At 59.4% G+C, this 18,743-nt stretch carries 18 protein-coding genes; 12 read left to right on the top strand and 6 right to left on the bottom strand.

Translation table 11 applies throughout. The features are described from left to right. The first annotated feature begins 83 nt into the window (after positions 1-83). Together prlC and ACJO5Y_RS20645 are read left to right on the top strand one after the other, a co-directional pair. Positions 84-2,129: an oligopeptidase A gene (gene prlC / locus ACJO5Y_RS20650; RefSeq protein ID WP_406989821.1), complete on the top strand. Its 2,046-nt coding sequence runs from the start codon at positions 84-86 to the stop codon at positions 2,127-2,129. 153 nt (positions 2,130-2,282) lie between these two features. Next, complete coding sequence (locus tag ACJO5Y_RS20645) at positions 2,283-2,534, top strand: YheV family putative zinc ribbon protein (RefSeq protein WP_406989819.1); 252 nt, start codon at positions 2,283-2,285, stop codon at positions 2,532-2,534. 373 nt (positions 2,535-2,907) lie between these two features. On the opposite strand, the gene ACJO5Y_RS20640 is transcribed toward ACJO5Y_RS20645, so the two are convergent. After that, the gene (locus ACJO5Y_RS20640; protein WP_406989817.1) at positions 2,908-4,230 is read right to left on the bottom strand and encodes a Na+/H+ antiporter family protein; all 1,323 of its coding nucleotides are present in this window, start codon (positions 4,228-4,230) and stop codon (positions 2,908-2,910) included. A gap of 114 nt (positions 4,231-4,344) precedes the next feature. Then, positions 4,345-4,575, bottom strand: coding sequence for a DUF1653 domain-containing protein (locus tag ACJO5Y_RS20635; RefSeq protein ID WP_406989815.1), 231 nt, complete (start codon positions 4,573-4,575; stop codon positions 4,345-4,347). Positions 4,576-4,734: 159 nt separating this feature from the next. Here ACJO5Y_RS20635 and ACJO5Y_RS20630 point away from each other — a divergent pair, with 159 nt between their 5' ends. Continuing rightward, a complete protein-coding gene (locus ACJO5Y_RS20630) occupies positions 4,735-6,555 on the top strand; it encodes a sensor domain-containing diguanylate cyclase (RefSeq protein WP_406989813.1) in 1,821 nt (606 codons plus the stop codon). On the opposite strand, the gene ACJO5Y_RS20625 is transcribed toward ACJO5Y_RS20630, so the two are convergent. From ACJO5Y_RS20625 to ACJO5Y_RS20615, 3 genes are all read right to left on the bottom strand, one after another. Then, the gene (locus ACJO5Y_RS20625; protein WP_406989812.1) at positions 6,500-6,886 is read right to left on the bottom strand and encodes a DoxX family protein; all 387 of its coding nucleotides are present in this window, start codon (positions 6,884-6,886) and stop codon (positions 6,500-6,502) included. The two genes, ACJO5Y_RS20630 and ACJO5Y_RS20625, sit on opposite strands and share 56 nt — an antisense overlap. 59 nt (positions 6,887-6,945) lie before the next feature. Next, positions 6,946-7,593, bottom strand: coding sequence for a hypothetical protein (locus ACJO5Y_RS20620; RefSeq protein ID WP_406989810.1), 648 nt, complete (start codon positions 7,591-7,593; stop codon positions 6,946-6,948). Between the two features lie 198 nt (positions 7,594-7,791). Further along, the gene (locus ACJO5Y_RS20615) at positions 7,792-9,063 is read right to left on the bottom strand and encodes an MATE family efflux transporter (RefSeq protein ID WP_406989808.1); all 1,272 of its coding nucleotides are present in this window, start codon (positions 9,061-9,063) and stop codon (positions 7,792-7,794) included. A gap of 261 nt (positions 9,064-9,324) precedes the next feature. Between ACJO5Y_RS20615 and coxB the strand changes: the two genes are divergently transcribed. The 3 genes from coxB to ACJO5Y_RS20600 all read left to right on the top strand — a co-directional run bounded on the left by coxB (position 9,325) and on the right by ACJO5Y_RS20600 (position 13,048). Further along, the gene (gene coxB / locus ACJO5Y_RS20610; protein ID WP_406989807.1) at positions 9,325-10,449 is read left to right on the top strand and encodes a cytochrome c oxidase subunit II; all 1,125 of its coding nucleotides are present in this window, start codon (positions 9,325-9,327) and stop codon (positions 10,447-10,449) included. A gap of 53 nt (positions 10,450-10,502) precedes the next feature. Beyond that, complete coding sequence (gene ctaD / locus ACJO5Y_RS20605; RefSeq protein ID WP_406989805.1) at positions 10,503-12,089, top strand: cytochrome c oxidase subunit I; 1,587 nt, start codon at positions 10,503-10,505, stop codon at positions 12,087-12,089. 71 nt (positions 12,090-12,160) lie between these two features. Beyond that, positions 12,161-13,048: a cytochrome c oxidase subunit 3 gene (locus ACJO5Y_RS20600; RefSeq protein ID WP_406989804.1), complete on the top strand. Its 888-nt coding sequence runs from the start codon at positions 12,161-12,163 to the stop codon at positions 13,046-13,048. Between the two features lie 7 nt (positions 13,049-13,055). Here ACJO5Y_RS20600 and ACJO5Y_RS20595 read toward each other — a convergent pair whose 3' ends face one another. Beyond that, a complete protein-coding gene (locus tag ACJO5Y_RS20595) occupies positions 13,056-13,259 on the bottom strand; it encodes a twin transmembrane helix small protein (RefSeq protein WP_406989802.1) in 204 nt (67 codons plus the stop codon). A 50-nt stretch (positions 13,260-13,309) separates the two neighbouring features. On the opposite strand from ACJO5Y_RS20595, the gene ACJO5Y_RS20590 reads away from it, so the two are divergent. The 6 genes from ACJO5Y_RS20590 (at position 13,310) to ACJO5Y_RS20565 (ending at position 18,685) form a co-directional block, all read left to right on the top strand. Next, positions 13,310-14,050 (top strand): SURF1 family protein, encoded by a 741-nt coding sequence (locus ACJO5Y_RS20590; protein WP_406989801.1) that lies wholly within the window; start codon positions 13,310-13,312, stop codon positions 14,048-14,050. Further along, on the top strand, positions 14,031-14,678 hold the full coding sequence (locus ACJO5Y_RS20585; RefSeq protein WP_406989799.1) for a redox-active disulfide-containing membrane protein: 648 nt from the start codon (positions 14,031-14,033) through the stop codon (positions 14,676-14,678). Before ACJO5Y_RS20590 ends, ACJO5Y_RS20585 begins: the two co-directional genes overlap by 20 nt. Before the next feature lie 75 nt (positions 14,679-14,753). Beyond that, positions 14,754-15,812, top strand: a complete 1,059-nt coding sequence (locus ACJO5Y_RS20580) for a COX15/CtaA family protein (RefSeq protein WP_406989863.1) — start codon at positions 14,754-14,756, stop codon at positions 15,810-15,812. Beyond that, the gene (gene cyoE, locus ACJO5Y_RS20575) at positions 15,809-16,729 is read left to right on the top strand and encodes a heme o synthase (protein ID WP_406989797.1); all 921 of its coding nucleotides are present in this window, start codon (positions 15,809-15,811) and stop codon (positions 16,727-16,729) included. Before ACJO5Y_RS20580 ends, cyoE begins: the two co-directional genes overlap by 4 nt. A gap of 21 nt (positions 16,730-16,750) precedes the next feature. Next, a complete protein-coding gene (locus ACJO5Y_RS20570) occupies positions 16,751-17,413 on the top strand; it encodes an SCO family protein (RefSeq protein ID WP_406989795.1) in 663 nt (220 codons plus the stop codon). 78 nt (positions 17,414-17,491) lie between these two features. Beyond that, the gene (locus ACJO5Y_RS20565) at positions 17,492-18,685 is read left to right on the top strand and encodes a YbfB/YjiJ family MFS transporter (protein WP_406989793.1); all 1,194 of its coding nucleotides are present in this window, start codon (positions 17,492-17,494) and stop codon (positions 18,683-18,685) included. Positions 18,686-18,743: the final 58 nt, after the last annotated feature.

Raw genomic sequence — 18,743 nt, 5'->3', positions numbered from 1 at the left:
GAAAGCCCCCTCCCACAGGTGCCGTTCCCCGAAGTCTGATACACCGAAGCTACCCTACAAATTGACAGCTGAGAAGGGGACTTATGAATAACCCATTATTGACCGACGACCTGTTGCCGAAGTTTGACCATGTGCGTACCGAACACATGGAAACGGCAATTGACCAGATTCTCAGCGAAAACCGCGTGAAAATCGCCGAACTGGCCCAGCAGGAAGATCCCACCTGGGACACCCTCGCCCAGCCCATGCAGGCAATGGAAGACAAGCTGAGCAACGCCTGGTCGGTGATTTCCCACCTCAATGGCGTGATGAACAGCGACGACCTGCGAAAGGTCTACAAGAACTGCCTGGAAAAGCTCACCGAATACAGCACCGAGCTGAGCCAGAACGAAACCCTGTGCAACGCCTACAAAAAACTGGCGGCGCGGGACGATTTCAGCGAGCTGAACGAAGCCCAGCGCAAGTCTATAGACAACACTCTGCGGGATTTCCACCTGGGCGGTGTCGACCTGCCGGCGGACCAGAAAAAGCAGTACGCCGACCTGTCCCGGGAGCTGGCGGAGCTCTCCAACCGCTTCAGCGACAACGTGCTGGACGCCACCCAGCACTGGTACAAGCACATCACCGATGTGGACGAGCTGTCCGGGTTACCGGAGAGTGCCATTGAGGGCGCGAAACAGGCGGCAAAGCAGAAAGACCTCGACGGCTATGTGATCACCCTCGACTTCCCCAGCTTCTTCCCGGTGATGACCTACGGGGACAACCGCGAGTTGCGTCGCGAAGTCTACGAAGCCTTTGTCACCCGCGCCTCGGACATGGGGCCGGACGCCGGCACCTGGGACAACACCCCGGTGATGGCGGAAATCCTCAAGCGTCGCCATGCCCTCGCCCAGTTGCTGGGCTTTGACAACTACGCCGAACGCTCGTTGGCCAAGAAGATGGCCCGCAGCACCGACGAGGTGCTGGATTTCCTGAACCAGCTGGCGGCCAAGTCTAAGCCGGTGGCGGAGAAAGAGTTTGCCGAGCTGACAGCCTTCGCCCGGGACAGCCACGGTGTGGAAGAGTTGGAAGCCTGGGATATCGGCTATTACAGCGAAAAACTGCGCCAGGAACGGTACGACATTTCCCCGGAAACCCTGCGACCCTGGTTCCCGGTGAACAAGGTGGTTCCGGGTCTGTTTGCCGTGGCGGAAAAGCTGTTCGATGTCCAGATCGAAGCCAGACCCGAGGTGGAAACCTGGCATGAAGATGCCACCGCCTACTGCATCAGCCGCAACGGCGAGCCGCTGGCCTGGTTCTACTTCGACCTGTTCGCCCGTCAGGGCAAGCGTGGTGGTGCCTGGATGGCCGATTGCCGGGTGCGCTGGCGCAATCAGCGCGGTCACCTGCAGCTGCCGGTGGCATTCCTGACCTGCAACTTCACCCCGCCGGTCAACGGCAAACCATCGCTGCTGACCCACGACGAGGTCACCACCCTGTTCCATGAGTTCGGCCATGGCCTGCATCACATGCTGACCCAGGTGGATGTACTGGAAGTATCCGGTATCAATGGCGTGGCCTGGGATGCGGTGGAACTGCCCAGCCAGTTCCTGGAAAACTGGTGCTGGAACCCGGAATCCCTGGCACTGATCGCCTCGCACCACGAAACCGGCGAGCCGTTGCCCGAGGACCTGCTGCAGAAGCTGCTGGCGGCCAAGAACTTCCAGTCCGGCATGGCCATGGTGCGCCAGCTGGAATTCTCCCTGTTCGACTTCCGCCTGCACGCGGAATTCACCAGCGAAGCCCCGACCAACCCACTGGATATGCACCGCAAGGTGAGGGAAGAAATCGCCGTGGTGCGAGCGCCGGAATTCAACCGCTTCCCCAACAGCTTCTCCCACATCTTCGCTGGCGGATACGCCGCAGGCTACTACAGCTACAAGTGGGCGGAAGTACTGGCAGCGGATGCGTTCTCGCTGTTCGAGGAACGCGGAATCTTCGATCCGGAAACCGGCAGGGCGTTCCTGAAGAATATCCTGGAAAAAGGCGGCTCCCAGGAGCCCATGGAACTGTTCAAGGCCTTCCGCGGTCGAGAACCGCAGGTGGATGCCCTGTTAAAGCAGAACGGCATCACGGATGACGCTGCCTGATGAAAACACTGTCGGATTACGGCCTGCGGCCTAATCCGACCTACAGCATTGGCTGCGTTTGCCTGGCTCTGTCCGACCTGCAAAACCGTAGGTCGGGTTAGGCCAAAGGCCGTAACCCGACAAGCCAATGTCCGAATTGACTGGAGCAATCTTATGGCGAGTCCAAAACGCTTTATCGCCGGCGCCGTCTGCCCCCGCTGCGCGGAGATGGACAAAATCATGATGTTCACCACCGACGATGACGATCAGGTGCGCGAATGCGTGGCCTGTGGCTTCACCGATGCGGTGTCCGATACCGAACAGCCGGCCAACCCCGAACTCGAAACACGAGTTAACAAGCGCGACAACGAAGACGATCATACCGTCAAGCAGGTGGTGTTTTTTAAGGCTGGCTCTGAGGATTGAACCTCGGAGGTGTGCCTTGTGGCCTGGTTGATTGGGGGATTGGCTGCGTAGCCTGGTTGTGCGGGGTTGAGAGGGTCTGGGGGAACATTCCAAAACGGAGAAACGTGGTTTCTTTGAATTTTTTGGAATGTTCCCCCAGACCCTCTCTTTTTTGACCACGCAGATATCGCCTGGGTGCGTTTATCCGGCAGAACCGCTGTTTGTTTCTTCGGTTCTCTCTAGCGATTTCTTTGATGCCTGACGTGAGGGTGGGGGTAACGGGGGTCAAAAAATTCAAAGAAACCACGTTTCTCCGTTTTGACCCCCGTTACCCCCACCCTCACAGCCCCCCAATCCAGCCAGGCTACAAAAGGAAGGCAGGCAACTCCCAACCCTAAAGCACCATAGCCGCCAACCACCCAAAGCCGAGCAACGGCAGGTTGTAGTGCAGGAACGTGGGAACAACGGTGTCCCAGATGTGGTTGTGCTGGCCGTCGACGTTGAGGCCTGCGGTGGGGCCGAGGGTGGAATCGGAGGCCGGGGAGCCGGCGTCACCCAGAGCGCCGGCGGTGCCGACCAGGGCCACGATGGCCAGGGGGCTGAAGCCCATTTCCAGGGCCAGGGGCACGTACAGGGCGGCGATGATGGGGATGGTGGAGAACGACGAGCCGATGCCCATGGTGATCAGCAGGCCCACCACCAGCATCAGGAAGGCGGCCATGGCCTTGTTGTCACCGATGGTAGCCACCGAGCTCTCCACCAGGGTGGCGATCTCGCCGGTTTCACGCATGACTTCGGCAAAGCCGGAGGCGGCGATCATGATGAAGCCGATCATCGCCAGCATTTTCATGCCTTCGGTGAACAGATCATCGGCTTCCTTCCACTTCACCACGCCGGACAGATTGAACAGCACGAAGCCGGCCAGCGCGCCGAGGATCATGGAGCCCAGCCAGAGCTGGACCACAAACGCGGTCACAATCGCAATCAGTGCCATGGACAGGGTGCGGCCGTTGTACTGGATGTCGACCCGTTCGGTTTTCTCGATGGTGTCCATGTTGTATTTGCGGTCGCCACGGTAGCTGAAGAACACCGCCACCAGCAGGCCGCAGAGCATGCCCAGGGCCGGCAGCGCCATGGCGGACATGACGTTCAGTTCGGAAGCATCCACGCCGTTGTCACCCACGTTGGCCAGCAGAATTTCGTTCAGATAGATGCCGCCGAAGCCGATCGGCAGGAACATGTACGGGGTGATCAGGCCGAAGGTCAGCACGCAGGCGACCAGGCGGCGGTCCATGTTCAGTTTGGCCATTACGTACAGCAGGGGCGGTACCACCAGCGGAATGAAGGCAATGTGGATCGGCAGGATGTTCTGTGAGGAGATGGCAATGGCCAGCAGCAGACCTACAATGAGAAAGCGGATGCCTCCAGCGGCCTTGCCCTCGTCCTGTTTGCCCACCAGTGCCAAGGCCTTGTCTGCCAGGGCGTGAGCGAGGCCGGACTTGCCGATGGCGACGGCAAACGCGCCGAGAGTTGCGTAGGACAGTGCGACGGTGGCTCCGCCGCCTAGACCATTATTGAAAGCCTCGATGGTGGCTTCCAGGGGCAGGCCGGCGATCAGTCCGCCGGCAACGGCGCCGATGATCAGGGCGACAACAACGTGGATGCGGCACAAACTCAGGACGAGCATGATGGCGACCGCGGCGACAACGGCATTCATGGCAAACTCCGGGTAGGAATTAACGGTTTATCCGACCCCTTGTGAGGGCAGGCATCGTAAAAAACGCGCTAATGTGCAGGAAATCACCGCCGCAGTCAAAAATCCGGGTGGAAGTCAGTCCTCACTGACCCAGGAAAAACGGGGTACCTGTTCGCCGGCAACTTCGACGGTTTCCTGGAACATGGACAGTGGCCTTACCCAGAGGCTGAAATCGCCATACAGGCACCGGTAAACCACCAGTTTCTCCTCGGTCTCGCTGTGGCGGGCAATATCGATGACCTGGTAGTCCTTGCCTTTGTAGTGGCGGTAGCGACCCGGCTTTATCTCCGTTTTTCTCTCGGTCATGTCTGGTCTCCGGGTGTTTTGTGCGGTTTATGTTACCGGCAGGAGAAGTTCTCCCGGTAACCGTCTAAACTTACCACCAATCTGGCAAGGATGCATAAGGGGGCTTACTACCCCGTTCTGTCGTGCGGATTCACTGAACCGGGTGCCGGATATCCGTTTATGAACCACCATGCATCTCATTTCTGTCAGTGGCTGATCCTGGTACTGGCACTGACAGGCTCCGGCGGCCTGAGAGCGGAGACTGCTGCATTTGCATGGCTGGAGGATGACAGTGCCGCTCTGACGGTGGATGAAGTGCGGACACTGCCTGCCGGACAGTGGCAACCGTTCACGCCCTCAGACATCCTCAATCTGGGGTTCAGCAGCGGCGGGTTCTGGCTAAAAGTCCACGTGCCGCCGAAGCCGGTAAACCGGCTGCTGGAAATCGGTTATCCCCTGCTTGATGACGTGTCGGTATTCTGGGAGCTGGACGGTCAGCTGATTGAGCAGCACCGCACCGGCGACCAATGGGCGTTTGACAGCCGCCCGATTCACCATCGCAACTTTGTGTTCCTGGTGCCTTCGAACACCGAGCCCGTAACAGCCTACGTCAGAATAAGAACCCAGGGATCGGTGCAGATTCCGGTCCGGATTGTTCCCTCGGGGCAGTTCCTGAAAGAGGAGCAGTTATCATACGGCTGGCAGGCCGTATTTCTGGGCATCATGGTGGCGATGGCGTTGTACAACCTGTTTGTCTTCGTGATTGTCCGGCACCCCACCTATCTCTGGTACGTACTCACGGTGGTGGCGGCAGCGATGGTGCAGCTTCATCTCCATGGTCTGATGTTCCAGTGGCTGTGGCCTGACTGGCCAGCCATGAACCGCTATTTCACTGCGCCGGTGATCTCCCTCAATATCGCCTTTGCCACCGTGTTCACCATAAGTTTCCTGGCGTTGAAGCGATACAGCCCGTTGTTGTTCCGTGCCTCACAGGTAGTGGTCGGGCTGGCGGTACTGGCGTTTGTCTATGGCCTTTTCGGCCCCTACCAGCACGGCATTGTGGTGGTCAGCGTGTTTGGCGCGGTGATCACGCCGGCAGCCTGGGTGCTGGGGTTGTGGGTCTGGCGTAAGGGGCAGGTGCTGGCGGGGTTTTATGTCCTGGCCTGGACGCCCCTGTTAATGGGGCACCTGATTCTTGCTGTCAGCAAACTGGGGTATCTGCCCCGCAGTTTTGTGACTGAATTTGCCCCGCAGCTGGGGGTGGCGCTGGAGGTTATCCTGTTGTCCTTTGCCCTGGCCTACCGCATCAGCCTCGAGAGGCAGCGGCGGCAGCAGGCGCAGGAGCATGCACTGGCGGTTCAGCGCCAGGCCAACCAGACCCTGGAGGCGCGGGTGCAGGAGCGCACCGAGGCACTGGAGCAGGTGAACGAACAGCTCAAGGCCATCTCGCTCACCGATGGTCTCACCCAGGTGGCCAACCGGCGGCGTTTCGATGAAAAGCTGGCGGTGGAGTGGAGTCGTGCCGCTCGGCAAGGTCATCCATTGTCACTGTTATTGCTGGATATCGACCATTTCAAACTGGTCAACGACCAGCTTGGACACCTGGTGGGAGATGATTGCCTGATCCGTGTGGCCCAGCTGTGTGCGGATGAAATTCAGCGCTCGGGTGATCTGCTGGCCCGTTACGGTGGCGAGGAATTCAGTGTGTTGCTGCCGGCGACCCCCGAACAGGGTGCCCGGAGCGTGGCCGAGCGGTTACGGTTGATCATTGCACGGACGCCGGTCTATGCCGGTGACGGAGACAGCCCGGTCAGCCTGACCGTGAGTGTTGGGGTTGCCACCATGGCGCCAGACCCCGGCGTGGAGCCTGAGGCGCTCATCCGGCAAGCGGATGAAGCGCTCTATCAGGCCAAGGAATCCGGTCGCAACCGGGTGGTGCAGTGGTTCAGTTCTTCAGCTTGTAGCGACCCGGGCCGAGAAAAATCAGGGCAATCGCGGTAAACAGGAAGAAGCCCTGCAGCTCCAGCGCCCAGCCACCACTGCTACCGAGGGCCAGCAGTTCATGGCCATGCACCAGGGCAATGGCCACCAGCATGTTGAAGGCAATCAACAGGGCGCCGATGCGGGTCTGGTAGCCGAGAATCACCATCAGCGGCCCGAGCAGCTCACCGATAAACACGCCATAGGCGAACACCGCCGGAATTCCATGGCTGGCCAGCTGGCCTTCGATGAAACCGGTACCGTGAATCAGTTTCGAGATGCCGTGGAACAGCATCAGCCCGCCCAGGGTCAGGCGAATAATCAGTTTTCCAAGGTCAGCGTTATCCAGCAAGGGAACCTCCGTCAGGTAAGCATGGGGTAGGATTCAGGAAGGTGCTAGATTAACCGCAATCAGAGGCCGTTGCCCAGAGAGAAACGAATGTGGTTTCTTACCAGCAGGTTTTCCCAGTACTGCCGCATCCAGTCCCAGGCGGCGTTTTGTGCGTGCTCTACGAAAGGATCCAGGTTGAGTTCGTAGTAGTCTGGGGTGCCGGCAATCTGCAATACCGTCAGGGTAATGGCATCGTCCAGCTCGTTGGCGAAGGGCTCGCCAATCAGTTGATGAACCAGCAGGTTGGCTTGTGTTGCCTCGATATCCACCAGATCGCTGGCGCGGATAGAGCGGTTGTTTTCGTACATTTCTTCCATCAGGCGATGGCAGAGATAGGCCCGGATAAGCAACCCGTCCAGGCCGTCATAGCGAACAAGCAGCACCGAAGGCTGGGTAAAGTAACGGGTTGCGGCATCAATAAACGGGGCAAACAGGTCTGATTTTCCGGCTTCGCGGGCGCAGGCATCGACGCACTCGATCAGCCGCGGGGCCATCTCGATGTATTCCACGGCAAACTGAAACAGGCAGGTGGCCGGCTGATAGCCTTCAATGGTGATGGTCGCGGGCAGCGACGACGCCTTCTCTCCCAGTTGCCGGAGAAAAGTGCCGGAGTGGGCTTCCTGCCGTCGTGCCTGATCAATAATGTCTAGGACTGCCTGTGGTGTCATTTCAGGAGTTGCCGGTATCTGAACGAATTGAGGTCGCAAGGCGCCTCCCGTTATTCGCTTGGGGTCGCTGGAGGCAGGTAAGCAGGGGCTGGCTACCGCAACAAGCCTGCCGTTTACGACAATTGTAGTCGAGATTTTTTGACCTGCTTCCGGCCCATCATGAAAATCCGGGCATTTAATGTTTGCGCTGTGGGGGCGCTAGGATTTCTCGAACCAGCGGTCGTGCCGGGTATGGGACAGGAACAACCAGCCCATGGTCACGGCGCGGGCCAGCATCAGGCAGATCAGCGAGAACCACAGGCCATGATTGCCCCAGCCGGTGGTCAGCCACCACACCGGAAGGAACACCGCCAGAGCCGAAAACAGCATGGTGTTTTGCATATCCCGGGTGCGGGTAGCACCGATAAACACGCCATCCAGAAGGTAGCCCCAGATGGCGGCGAACGGCAGCATCCAGAGCCAGGGCAGATAGTGCCCCGCCGTGGTCCGGACCTCCTCAATGCCGGTCAGCAGGCTGATCAGCCAGCGCCCGCCCAACACGAATGCCATGGTGAACAGCAATGCTCCCCACAGGGACCAACGCAGCGCCGTCAGGAAAATCATCCGGAAGCGGCGCCGGCTTCCCTTGCCCACCGCTTCGCCAATCAGCGCCTCGGCGGCATTGGCAAAGCCGTCCAGGCCGTTGGAGATAATCAACAGAAAGGTAAGCAGCACCGCGTTGGCGGCCAGGATGGTATCGCCCTGGCGCGCCCCCTGGGCGGTGAAAAAGGCCAGCACCAGCAGCAGCGCTATGGTACGGACCATGATGTAGCGGTTGACCTGGAGTATGCGCAGATAGTCCGCCAACTGCCCTAGCAGGGCACGGCTGAACGACTGCCCCGCCGGCATCCTCAGCAGCACCAGGCGGATACCAATGAGAGTGGCGGAGTATTCGGCGAAGACCGTTGCTGCGGCGACCCCCTGGCTGTTCCAGCCCAGAACCGTCACGAACAGTATGTCGAGCACAATATTCAGGCTGTTTGCCACAATCAGCATGATCATTGGCGCCCGGGCAAACTGGGTACCGATCAGCCAGCCCACCAGGGTGTACTGGCACAATACCGCTGGTGCGCTCCAGATTCTGATGGCGGCATAATCGGCAGCCAGCTCCGCGACCCGCTCACTGGGATTCATCAGCGACAGGCCAATACTGATCAGGGGCTTGTGGAAGACGATAAGCAGCAGGCCAATGCCGACCGCGAGGATGATGGACCTGACCAGCAGTGCGATCTGGGCAAACTCATCGCGTTTGCCCCAGGCTTGCGCGGCAAGCCCGGTGGTGCCCATGCGCATGAAACCGAACGTCCAGTACAGAATGCTGAACAGGTTGGCGCCAATGGCAACGGCACCGAGGTATTCGGGGCTTTCCAGGTGGCCAAGCACGGCGGTATCCACCAGACCCAGGAGGGGAACGGTGAGATTGGTCAGCATCAGCGGCCAGGCCAGCGCCCATAAGCGCCGGTCCGTGGTGGATAGAAAACGACTTATATTCGATTTAATTATCAATATTCCAGGGTTATAACGTTTAGGTTTAGTCGGTGTTGAGCTTTTTCCGGATCTATGTCTATACTCAATCCTGAGTTATCCATAAGCAGACTTCCACTCTGGCCTGACAGGTGTGTGCGAGCTCCGTCAGAACAGAGGGATTGGACGCAAAAATCCGACAAGAATAACACTCTGTGGAGACACAGTATGCGCGTGCACGCTAAGCGGGCAGGTGCCCTTTTGGGCGGCCTTTTGTTCCCCGCCTGGTCCATGGCGGACTGGACATTGAACATGGCCCCGGGGGTTACCGGTACCAGTAACGAAATTTTCAGCCTTCACATGACCATCCTCTGGATATGCGTTGTCATTGGCATCGTGGTATTCGGGGTGATGTTCTGGTCCATCTTTGCCCACCGCAAGTCCCAGGGCTACAAGCCGGCCAACTTCCATGAAAACACCCTGGTGGAAATCCTCTGGACCATCATTCCGTTCGTGATCCTTGTTGTTATGGCCATTCCGGCGACGGCGACCCTGGTGGATATGTATGACACCACCGAGTCCGAGGTGGACATCAAGGTGACGGGATACCAGTGGCGCTGGAAGTATGACTACATCGAAGAAGACTTTGGTTTCTTCTCCAATATGTCGACCAGCAAGGACGAGATCTACAACCGCACCGCCAAGAGCGAGAATTATCTGCTGGACGTGGATAACCCGATGGTGGTTCCGGTAGGCGCCAAAGTACGCCTGCTGTTGACCGCCAATGATGTTATCCACTCATGGTGGGTGCCTGCATTTGGCGTCAAGAAAGATGCTATCCCCGGTTTTATCAACGAAACCTGGACCCGTGTGGACGAGCCGGGTATTTACCGTGGCCAGTGCACTGAATTGTGCGGCAAGGACCATGGCTTCATGCCGGTGGTGGTCAAGGCGGTACCCCAGGAAGAGTACGACGAATGGGTGGCGGAGCAACGCGAAGCCGCCGAGAGTGAGCGCGAACTGACTGAGAAAGACTGGACCCTGGAAGAGTTGATGGAGCGTGGCGAGACAGCCTACGCCAGTGCCTGTGCTTCCTGCCACCAGGCTGACGGCAGCGGCGCGCCTCCGGCCTTCCCGGCGCTGAAGGGCAATCAGGTAGTACTTGAAGACATGGACGCACACCTGGATATCGTGGTTAACGGTGTCTCCGGTACCGCCATGCAGGCTTTCGGCGGCCAGTTGAGCGAAGTGGATCTGGCCGCGGTGATTACCTACGAGCGAAATGCCTGGGGTAACAACACCGGCGAAATGATCACGCCGAAAGAAGTCTTTGAGTACAAGAATCAGGAATGATTCGCCAAATAACATCACCAGCCAGAATAACGAGGCGGTAACGGGGGTTTTTCATGAGTGCGGTTGCAGATACCCACGCCCAGGATCATCATCACCACGGCCCGGCCAAAGGCTTCAGCCGGTGGTTGCTGACGACCAACCACAAAGACATCGGGTCCATGTACCTGATCTTCAGTTTTGCCATGTTCCTGCTCGGCGGCACCATGGCCATGGTTATCCGCGCCGAGCTGTTCCAGCCCGGTCTGCAGATTGTCGAGCCGGAATTTTTTAACCAGATGACCACCATGCACGGCCTGATTATGGTGTTCGGCGCGGTCATGCCGGCCTTCGTGGGGCTGGCCAACTGGATGCTGCCACTGATGATCGGCGCACCCGACATGGCCCTGCCACGGATGAACAACTGGAGTTTCTGGTTGCTGCCGTGTGCCTTCCTGATCCTGGTATCCACCCTGTTCATGTCCGGTGGCGCGCCCGATTTCGGCTGGACCTTCTACGCACCGTTGTCGACGACCTATGGGCCGCCCAGTACGACCTTCTTTATCTTCGCGATCCACATCATGGGGATATCCTCCATCATGGGCGCGATTAACGTCATTGCCACTATCCTTAACCTGCGGGCGCCGGGCATGACCCTGATGAAGATGCCGCTGTTCGTCTGGACCTGGCTGATCACCGCTTTCCTGCTGATCGCCGTGATGCCGGTACTGGCGGGTGTGGTCACCATGATGCTGATGGATATCAACTTCGGCACCAGCTTCTTTGATGCCTCCGGTGGTGGCGATCCGGTACTGTTCCAGCATGTGTTCTGGTTCTTCGGGCACCCCGAAGTGTACATCATGATCCTGCCGGCCTTTGGTGCGGTATCCCACATCATTCCGGCGTTCTCCCGCAAGCCTCTGTTCGGTTACGCCTCCATGGTCTACGCGGTGGGCGCCATCGCCCTGCTGTCGTTCGTGGTCTGGGCGCACCACATGTTCACCGTGGGCATCCCCATCGCCGGTCAGTTGTTCTTTATGTACGCGACCATGCTGATCGCCGTACCCACCGGGGTGAAAGTGTTCAACTGGGTAGCCACCATGTTCCGCGGCGCCCTGAGTTTCGAGGCTCCGATGCTGTTTGCCGTGGCCTTCGTCATCCTGTTCACCATCGGTGGCTTCTCCGGCCTGATGCTGGCCATTGCCCCGGCGGACTTCCAGTACCATGACACCTACTTCGTGGTGGCTCACTTCCACTACGTACTGGTACCGGGTGCCATCTTTGGCATTTTCGCCTCGGCCTATTTCTGGCTGCCCAAGTGGACTGGCCATATGTACGATGAAACCCTGGCCAAGACCCACTTCTGGCTGTCGTTTATCGGTATGAATCTGGCGTTCTTCCCCATGCACTTCCTCGGGCTGGCGGGCATGCCGCGGCGGATTCCGGATTATGCCCTGCAGTTTGCCGACTTCAACATGGTGTCCAGTGTGGGGGCGTTCATGTTCGGCGCCACGCAGCTGCTGTTCCTGCTGATTGTGGTGAAGTGCGTCAAGGGCGGCGAGAAAGCCTCAGCCAGGCCCTGGGACGGAGCCGAAGGGCTGGAGTGGACAGTGCCTTCACCGGCGCCCTACCACACCTTCTCGACACCACCGGAAGTGAAGTAGGACAGAGCCGGTAGGCAATTATCGGATCAGGACAACAACAATCGATAACGGATAAGCCATCGGAGATTGTCATGGCGGAAAACCAGACCTATTACGTGCCCGAACAGAGTAAGTGGCCGATCATTGCAACGGTCGGCCTTGGGGTAACCCTGTACGGCGTTGCCGCAATCATGGTGAATGGCAAGCAGGGGGAATCGACCACCGGTTCCTGGGTCCTGTTTCTCATCGGTGCCCTGATCATGGCCTACATGCTGTTCGGCTGGTTCGGGAGTGTGATCAAGGAAAGCCGCTCGGGCCTGTACAGTCCGCAAATGGATCGTTCGTTTCGCTGGGGTATGAGCTGGTTCATCTTCTCGGAAGTCATGTTCTTCGCCGCCTTTTTCGGCGCCCTGTTCTATGCACGGGTGTTTGCGGTGCCCTGGCTGGGCGGGGAAGGTGACAGAGGCAGCAGTAACATGCTGTGGGAAGGTTTCCAGGCGACCTGGCCGCTGATCAATAACCCGGACCCCGAGGCCTTTCCCGGACCGAGGGAAGTGATTGGGCCCTGGGGCCTGCCGCTGATCAACACCATCCTGCTGGTTACCTCGTCCTTCACGGTCACGGTGGCGCATCACGCGCTGAAAGAAGGTCATCGCAAGAAGATCAAACTCTGGCTTGCGGCTACCATTGCCCTGGCTGCGGTGTTCATGTTTGTTCAGGGCTATGAGTACGCTCACGCCTATCAGGATCTGGACCTGACGCTGCAATCCGGCATATACGGCAGTACGTTCTTCATGCTGACCGGCTTCCATGGTGCGCACGTCATGCTCGGCACGCTGATGCTGGTCATCATGCTGATCCGCATTCACAAGGGACACTTCACTGCCGAGAAACATTTCGGATTTGAGGCGGCCGCGTGGTACTGGCACTTTGTGGATGTTGTCTGGCTGTGCCTGTTTGTCTTCGTGTACGTTATCTGAGGTGGCATCAGGGAGTCGGGTTCAGTACCAGGCTCCCTTGCCACAGGGAAATCACAATCACCAACAGCAGCAACACACTCAGCGCCACCCGCACCGCAAGTGAGTTCACCACCCGGTTGGTTTTACCGCCGTCCTTGAGCAAAAAGAACAGCCCGCTGAACAGACTAAAGATGACAGCCAGCATGAGTATGATTACAACCGCTTTCAGCATGGGGGGTCCCGTTTCTGATTGTGTTTATTCTGAGGCCACTATAGCAGAGCATGTCTGATACCGGTTCTTCCGAACGTCGCCAATGGCATTTTGACTGGCGGCTGCTGTTGTTTGCCGGGCTCTTTCTGCCGGTTCTGATTGGCCTGGGGATCTGGCAACTCGGGCGGGCGGAAGAAAAGCAGCTGCAGCTGAAACAGTGGGACCAGCAGGCAGAGGAGCTTGGCTGGTCCGAGCAGACATCCAGGGGGTTGACGCCGGGGCGCCCGGTGACACTGCAAGGGCAATACAGCGACACTACCTGGCTGCTGGACAACCGCACCCGGGATGGGGCTCCCGGGTATGAGGTGCTGACTCTGTTCTATCCGGACGACGGACCACCGGTGGTGGTCAACCGGGGCTGGATTCAGGCGCCGCGAACCCGGACAAGCCTGCCTGATGTAAGCATCCCGGTCGGGGAAGTGGAAATACGTGGTCGCATGGGCGCATTTCCCGTGCCTCCGGTGCTGGCCGACAGCAGTGAACAGAGTGACGGTTGGCCGCGGCGAGTCCAGGCCCTTCCGGAGTCACTTGCCAGTGAGCAGGAGCCGGATGTGGCATCGTTGGTGGTCAAGTTGTCGGGCCGGGAGCAGCCGGGTGCCTACCGGGCCGACTGGAAGCCGGACCTGATGGGACCACAAACCCATTACGGATATGCATTTCAGTGGTTTTCACTGGCCGTTGCACTGGTTATATTGACGGTGGTAGCGAGTTACCGAAAAACAGGAGCCAATAATGACAATGACAACGGCTAACCGGGTATCCGATCAGCAATCCGGCGGACCCACGCCCGAGCAGGTTCGCCGTGGCCGTCGTACAGCCATCCTGCTGTTTGCGATTGGCTTCGGCCCCATGGTGTTTGCCACTATCATGTACTACACCGGCTGGCTGAATCCCACCGGCCACACCAACAAAGGTGAACTGGTAAAGCCAGCGGTACCGGTCACCGAACTCCACATGCAAACCTCCGATGGCCAGCCGCTGGCTGAGTGGTTCGGCCCCGAACGGGCTGACGCCGAATGGATGATGATGGTGGTTGCCGGCAATTGCGCGGAAGACTGTGAAAATCTGCTTTACCTGGCCAGGCAGGTGAACATCGCTCTCGGTAAAAACGCTAATCGCATGTCCAGGGCGGCGTTTATCGGAACGGTGCCTGCGGAGCTGGAGCGTCGCTGGGCTGAAGAGTACAGCGCCATGGAGCGGCTGCAATCACAAGGTGACCGGGCCCCGGCCTGGCCTGCGGGTGTCCGGCCAGATCAGGAGCCGCGAATCCTGCTGCTGGACCCCTTCGGCAACGTCATGATGCATTACGGCAACGAACATTCAGGCAAAGACATGCTCAAGGATCTCAAGCATCTGATGAAGCTGTCCCAGATTGGTTAACCCGATGCCCGGAGGAAACTGACCTTGCCCAAGGCCAACTGGTCACCGCTGCCCTTATCAATCCGTGCCCGCATCATGGGGCGCTGGTCGTTGTTTGCCACGCTGCTTGCGGTGGTGGTTATCATGCTGGGGGCCTGGACCCGGCTGGTGGACGCCGGCCTCGGGTGTCCGGACTGGCCCGGCTGTTATGGCTTCCTGGCGGTGCCGCAGAGTGCCGAGAGCATCGCCATTGCCAATGCCCGTTTCCCGGAGACGCCGGTAGATGTGGCCAAGGGCTGGCCAGAGATGATCCACCGGTACGCTGCCGGCACCCTCGGATTGGTGGTCTTTGGGCTGGCGGGCTATGCCATTCGTCATCGCCGGGAAGGTCTGCCGGTGAAACTGCCGTTGTTTATTGCCGCCTTTATTGTACTGCAGGGCGCGTTCGGGATGTGGACCGTTACCCTGAAGCTGTGGCCACAAGTTGTAGCACTGCACCTGCTGGGTGGCTTTACCACACTCAGCGCCCTGACCCTGTTAACTCTCCGCTTGCGAGCGAGACATAAAGCAAGTTCGGACTCCGGCCCCTCACGACTGGCGCTTAACCGTTTCCGGCCGTGGTTATACGGTGGCCTTGCCCTGGTCATACTGCAGATTGCCCTTGGCGCCTGGACGGCGGCCAACTACGCTGCCGTGGCATGCCCGGAGCTGCCGACCTGCCAGGGAGAATGGTGGCCAGCGGACATGGATTTCCAGCACGGCTTTGACATTGCCCAGCACGTGGGCCCCAACTACCTGGGGGGGCAGCTGACAGCGGACGGCCGCGTGGCAATCCATTTCAGTCACCGTCTGGGCGCGATACTGGTGCTCGGCTACTTTGCCTTGCTGCTGGGCCTGATGTGGCGGCGAACCCGCAATACCGGCATGGCCTGGCACGTCCAGCTGGTCGCTATTGTGTTGGCGGCCCAGGTGACCCTTGGGCTTGCCAATGTGGCCTTCCATATTCCACTCTCTATTGCGGTTGCTCATAACGCAATGGGGGCGGGCTTGCTACTGGCGGTGATTAACCTGCTGTGGCGCCTGCACGAACACCCGCAAGCAAACGCTGAAAGCAGTCCACACACAACAACAATCAACCGAGAGGTGACGGCATGAGCGAGCATGTGAAACCACTGCCGGCCCATAGCGCAGAGACACAGACAGACGCATCCATTTCCTGGCGGGATTTCCTGGAGCTGACCAAGCCCCGGGTCGTCGCGCTGATGATTCTGACCTCGGTGATTGGCATGCTGCTGGCGGCGCCGGGCGTGCCTGGCTGGGAGGTCCTGCTATACGGCAACCTGGGCATTGCGCTGCTGGCGGGCGCCGCGGCAGTGGTCAACCATGTGGTAGACCAGAAGATCGACACGGTGATGGCGCGCACCCGCAAGCGTCCGGTAGCCACCGGTAAGATCAGTCCGGTGGACGCCATGGTTTTTGCGACCCTGCTGGCCGCCGCCGGCATGGGCATCCTGATGTGGCAGGTCAATGCCCTGACTGCCTGGCTGACCCTCGCTTCCCTGGTCGGGTACGCCGGTGTTTATACCCTGTTCCTCAAGCGGGCAACACCCCAGAACATCGTGATCGGCGGCCTCGCCGGCGCAATGCCGCCACTGCTGGGCTGGACAGCCGTGACCGGTCAGGTGGAAGGTCACGCCCTGTTGCTGGTGCTGATCATCTTCGCCTGGACACCACCGCATTTCTGGGCCCTGGCCATCCACCGCAAAGAGGAATACGCCAAGGCCGGCATTCCCATGCTGCCGGTGACCCATGGCAACAAGTACACCGAACTTCACATCGTGCTGTACACCCTGATGTTGCTGGCAGTCAGCCTGCTGCCGTTCGTAACCGGCATGTCCGGGGGTATCTACCTGATTGGCGCGCTGGCTCTCGGGCTGCGTTTCCTGCAGTATTCCGTTCGTTTGCTGAGAGGCGACGACCGCCGCGTTGCCCTCAATACCTTCAAATATTCCATCACCTATCTGATGGCCCTGTTTGTGGTATTGCTGGTAGACCACTTCGTATTCTTCTGATTCGCCTACACCGGAGACTGCATGAACCGCTCGATTCGCCTGACCCTGATTGCCCTGCTGCTGATTGTGGTGCTGATCTTCGGTCTGGTGGTCGCGCGGCAGGTATTTCTGGGCGGTGAGCAGGAACCGGCCCCCGCGCCCGAACTTGCCGAGTTGAATACCTACGTATACGACCAGGGCCGCCCCCTGCCCGAGTTCGAACTGCTGGATGAAAACGGTGACACAGTAACCCGTGACAGCCTGAAAGGACGCTGGACGTTCGCCTTTGTCGGCTACACCAATTGCCCCGACATCTGCCCGGCCGCCATGGCCAACCTGCGGCGGACCGACAGCCTGCTGGCGGATGACCTGCCTCAGCCGGAGTACCTGCTGATCAGCGCAGACCCCGAACACGACACCCCGGAGCAGCTGAAGAACTATGTCGGCTTCTTCGGCGACAACTTCCACGGACTGACCGGCGATCTGGACACCTTGCGGGCGCTTGCCAAGAGCCTCAATGCAGTGTTTGTTCACCGGGATGTAGACGGCGAACTGCTGGTTGATCACAGCGGCCATTTCGCCTTGCTGAATCCCGAAGGCGAAATGATCGCGGTCATTCAGCCGCCGCACGATCCCGAAGACCTGGCAGAGGCGTTCGAAAGGATCTACGAGTGGGCGAAGGCCAATCATCCCCGGGCGAGCTGACAGGCCTCGCCATCGGTCCACTGACTTCATTGCCCAAGTGGCTTAAACTGCCGCCCTGTTTTTTCAGGGATGTCTGCTATGTCTGTTTCTCGCCAGAGCTGCACTTCACCGCGGGAACTGTTTTCGGTACTGGCCGCTGGTGCGGTGGTTCTTCTGGTTGTTCATGGTCTGGGTCGGTTTATTTACACGCCGTTGCTCCCTTACCTGGTGGACGATGGCCAGTTCGGCGCCGTAGAAGGGGCCGCCGTCGCAACCTGGAACTACCTCGGCTACCTGATGGGCGCCATGGTGGCGATCCGCTGGCACCGCATAGACCAGATCCGCACCCTGCTGCCGGTCTCGCTGGCCGTGCACGTCGCCACCACCCTGATCGTCACCCAGACCGACCACCTCACTGTTATCTCCGGTGCCCGCTGGTTGAACGGCGTGGCCAACGGCATCGTCTTCGTACAGGCACCGGCACTGATCCTGGAATGGCTGGTGTTGCGCAATCGCGCATCCATGAGCGGACTGGTCTACATCGGCGTCGGCCTTGGTCTGCTGCTATCCAGTGGTGTGGTGACCGGCAGTGCCGACTGGCTTGAGGGCGCTCAGCGCTGGTGGCCCGCCGCCCTGTTATCGATTCCCCTGGCCTGGTGGGGCGCGGCACGCCTGATAAAACTGGACGTACCGGTTCGCCAGCGGGCAGACAACAACACCCGCGCCGTCACAACCAGCCCCCTGTTCGACCGCGCCAGCATCCCGCTGTTCCTGTCCTACGCAGGCGCTGGTCTGGGCTACATCCTGCCGATGACCTTCCTGCCCTTACTGGCGAAAATCGAGTTGGCCGCCGGCCATTGGCTGTTGAACGGAACCTGGCTGATTGTCGCGCTGACCACCATTCCCGGGCCCTGGATCTGGAACAAACTGGGAGCCAGTATCGGCGATCTGCCGGCCTTGAAACTGAACCTCCTGATCCAGCTGATCGGTGTCCTGGCGGCCGTGGTTCTGCCCGCCGAGATCGGCCTGATCCTCTGCGCCGCCCTGATTGGCGGTACCTTCCTCGGCGCCGTGCTGCTGACCCAGCGCATAGGTCGTGCGCTCCATCCCCACCAGGGGCCCCGACTCTCCGCGGCCATGGTGGCGCTATACGGTTTCACCCAGATGGTCGGCCCGTGGCTGACCAAGCAGTGGCTGGATGGCGGTGGCACCCTGGTCAGTGCGTTCGGCATTGGTGTGGCGGCTCTGCTCTTTGGGCTGGTTTTTGTGTTTTTTGTGCCTCGGTCGGAGTAGGGGTGTTTGTTGCTTTTCAGGACTGGTGGTTGTGGGGATTGATCGGGGTGGCGGGGGT

This window comes from Marinobacter alkalisoli (assembly GCF_045449855.1).
In the GTDB taxonomy this organism is placed as follows: domain Bacteria; phylum Pseudomonadota; class Gammaproteobacteria; order Pseudomonadales; family Oleiphilaceae; genus Marinobacter.
This window is presented reverse-complemented; position numbering and strand designations above follow the sequence as displayed.

Excerpts from the sequence above, each read along its gene's own strand:
- ACJO5Y_RS20585 (WP_406989799.1), top strand. The coding sequence starts at position 14,031 with ATGACAATGACAACGGCTAACCGGGTATCCGATCAGCAATCCGGCGGA.
- ACJO5Y_RS20645 (WP_406989819.1), top strand. The coding sequence starts at position 2,283 with ATGGCGAGTCCAAAACGCTTTATCGCCGGCGCCGTCTGCCCCCGCTGC.
- ACJO5Y_RS20590 (WP_406989801.1), top strand. The coding sequence starts at position 13,310 with ATGTCTGATACCGGTTCTTCCGAACGTCGCCAATGGCATTTTGACTGG.
- ctaD (WP_406989805.1), top strand. The coding sequence starts at position 10,503 with ATGAGTGCGGTTGCAGATACCCACGCCCAGGATCATCATCACCACGGC.
- ACJO5Y_RS20620 (WP_406989810.1), bottom strand. The coding sequence starts at position 7,593 with ATGACACCACAGGCAGTCCTAGACATTATTGATCAGGCACGACGGCAG.
- ACJO5Y_RS20615 (WP_406989808.1), bottom strand. The coding sequence starts at position 9,063 with ATGCTGACCAATCTCACCGTTCCCCTCCTGGGTCTGGTGGATACCGCC.
- ACJO5Y_RS20640 (WP_406989817.1), bottom strand. The coding sequence starts at position 4,230 with ATGAATGCCGTTGTCGCCGCGGTCGCCATCATGCTCGTCCTGAGTTTG.
- ACJO5Y_RS20580 (WP_406989863.1), top strand. The coding sequence starts at position 14,754 with ATGGGGCGCTGGTCGTTGTTTGCCACGCTGCTTGCGGTGGTGGTTATC.
- ACJO5Y_RS20595 (WP_406989802.1), bottom strand. The coding sequence starts at position 13,259 with ATGCTGAAAGCGGTTGTAATCATACTCATGCTGGCTGTCATCTTTAGT.
- cyoE (WP_406989797.1), top strand. The coding sequence starts at position 15,809 with ATGAGCGAGCATGTGAAACCACTGCCGGCCCATAGCGCAGAGACACAG.
- ACJO5Y_RS20570 (WP_406989795.1), top strand. The coding sequence starts at position 16,751 with ATGAACCGCTCGATTCGCCTGACCCTGATTGCCCTGCTGCTGATTGTG.
- ACJO5Y_RS20600 (WP_406989804.1), top strand. The coding sequence starts at position 12,161 with ATGGCGGAAAACCAGACCTATTACGTGCCCGAACAGAGTAAGTGGCCG.
- prlC (WP_406989821.1), top strand. The coding sequence starts at position 84 with ATGAATAACCCATTATTGACCGACGACCTGTTGCCGAAGTTTGACCAT.
- ACJO5Y_RS20630 (WP_406989813.1), top strand. The coding sequence starts at position 4,735 with ATGAACCACCATGCATCTCATTTCTGTCAGTGGCTGATCCTGGTACTG.
- ACJO5Y_RS20565 (WP_406989793.1), top strand. The coding sequence starts at position 17,492 with ATGTCTGTTTCTCGCCAGAGCTGCACTTCACCGCGGGAACTGTTTTCG.
- ACJO5Y_RS20635 (WP_406989815.1), bottom strand. The coding sequence starts at position 4,575 with ATGACCGAGAGAAAAACGGAGATAAAGCCGGGTCGCTACCGCCACTAC.
- coxB (WP_406989807.1), top strand. The coding sequence starts at position 9,325 with ATGCGCGTGCACGCTAAGCGGGCAGGTGCCCTTTTGGGCGGCCTTTTG.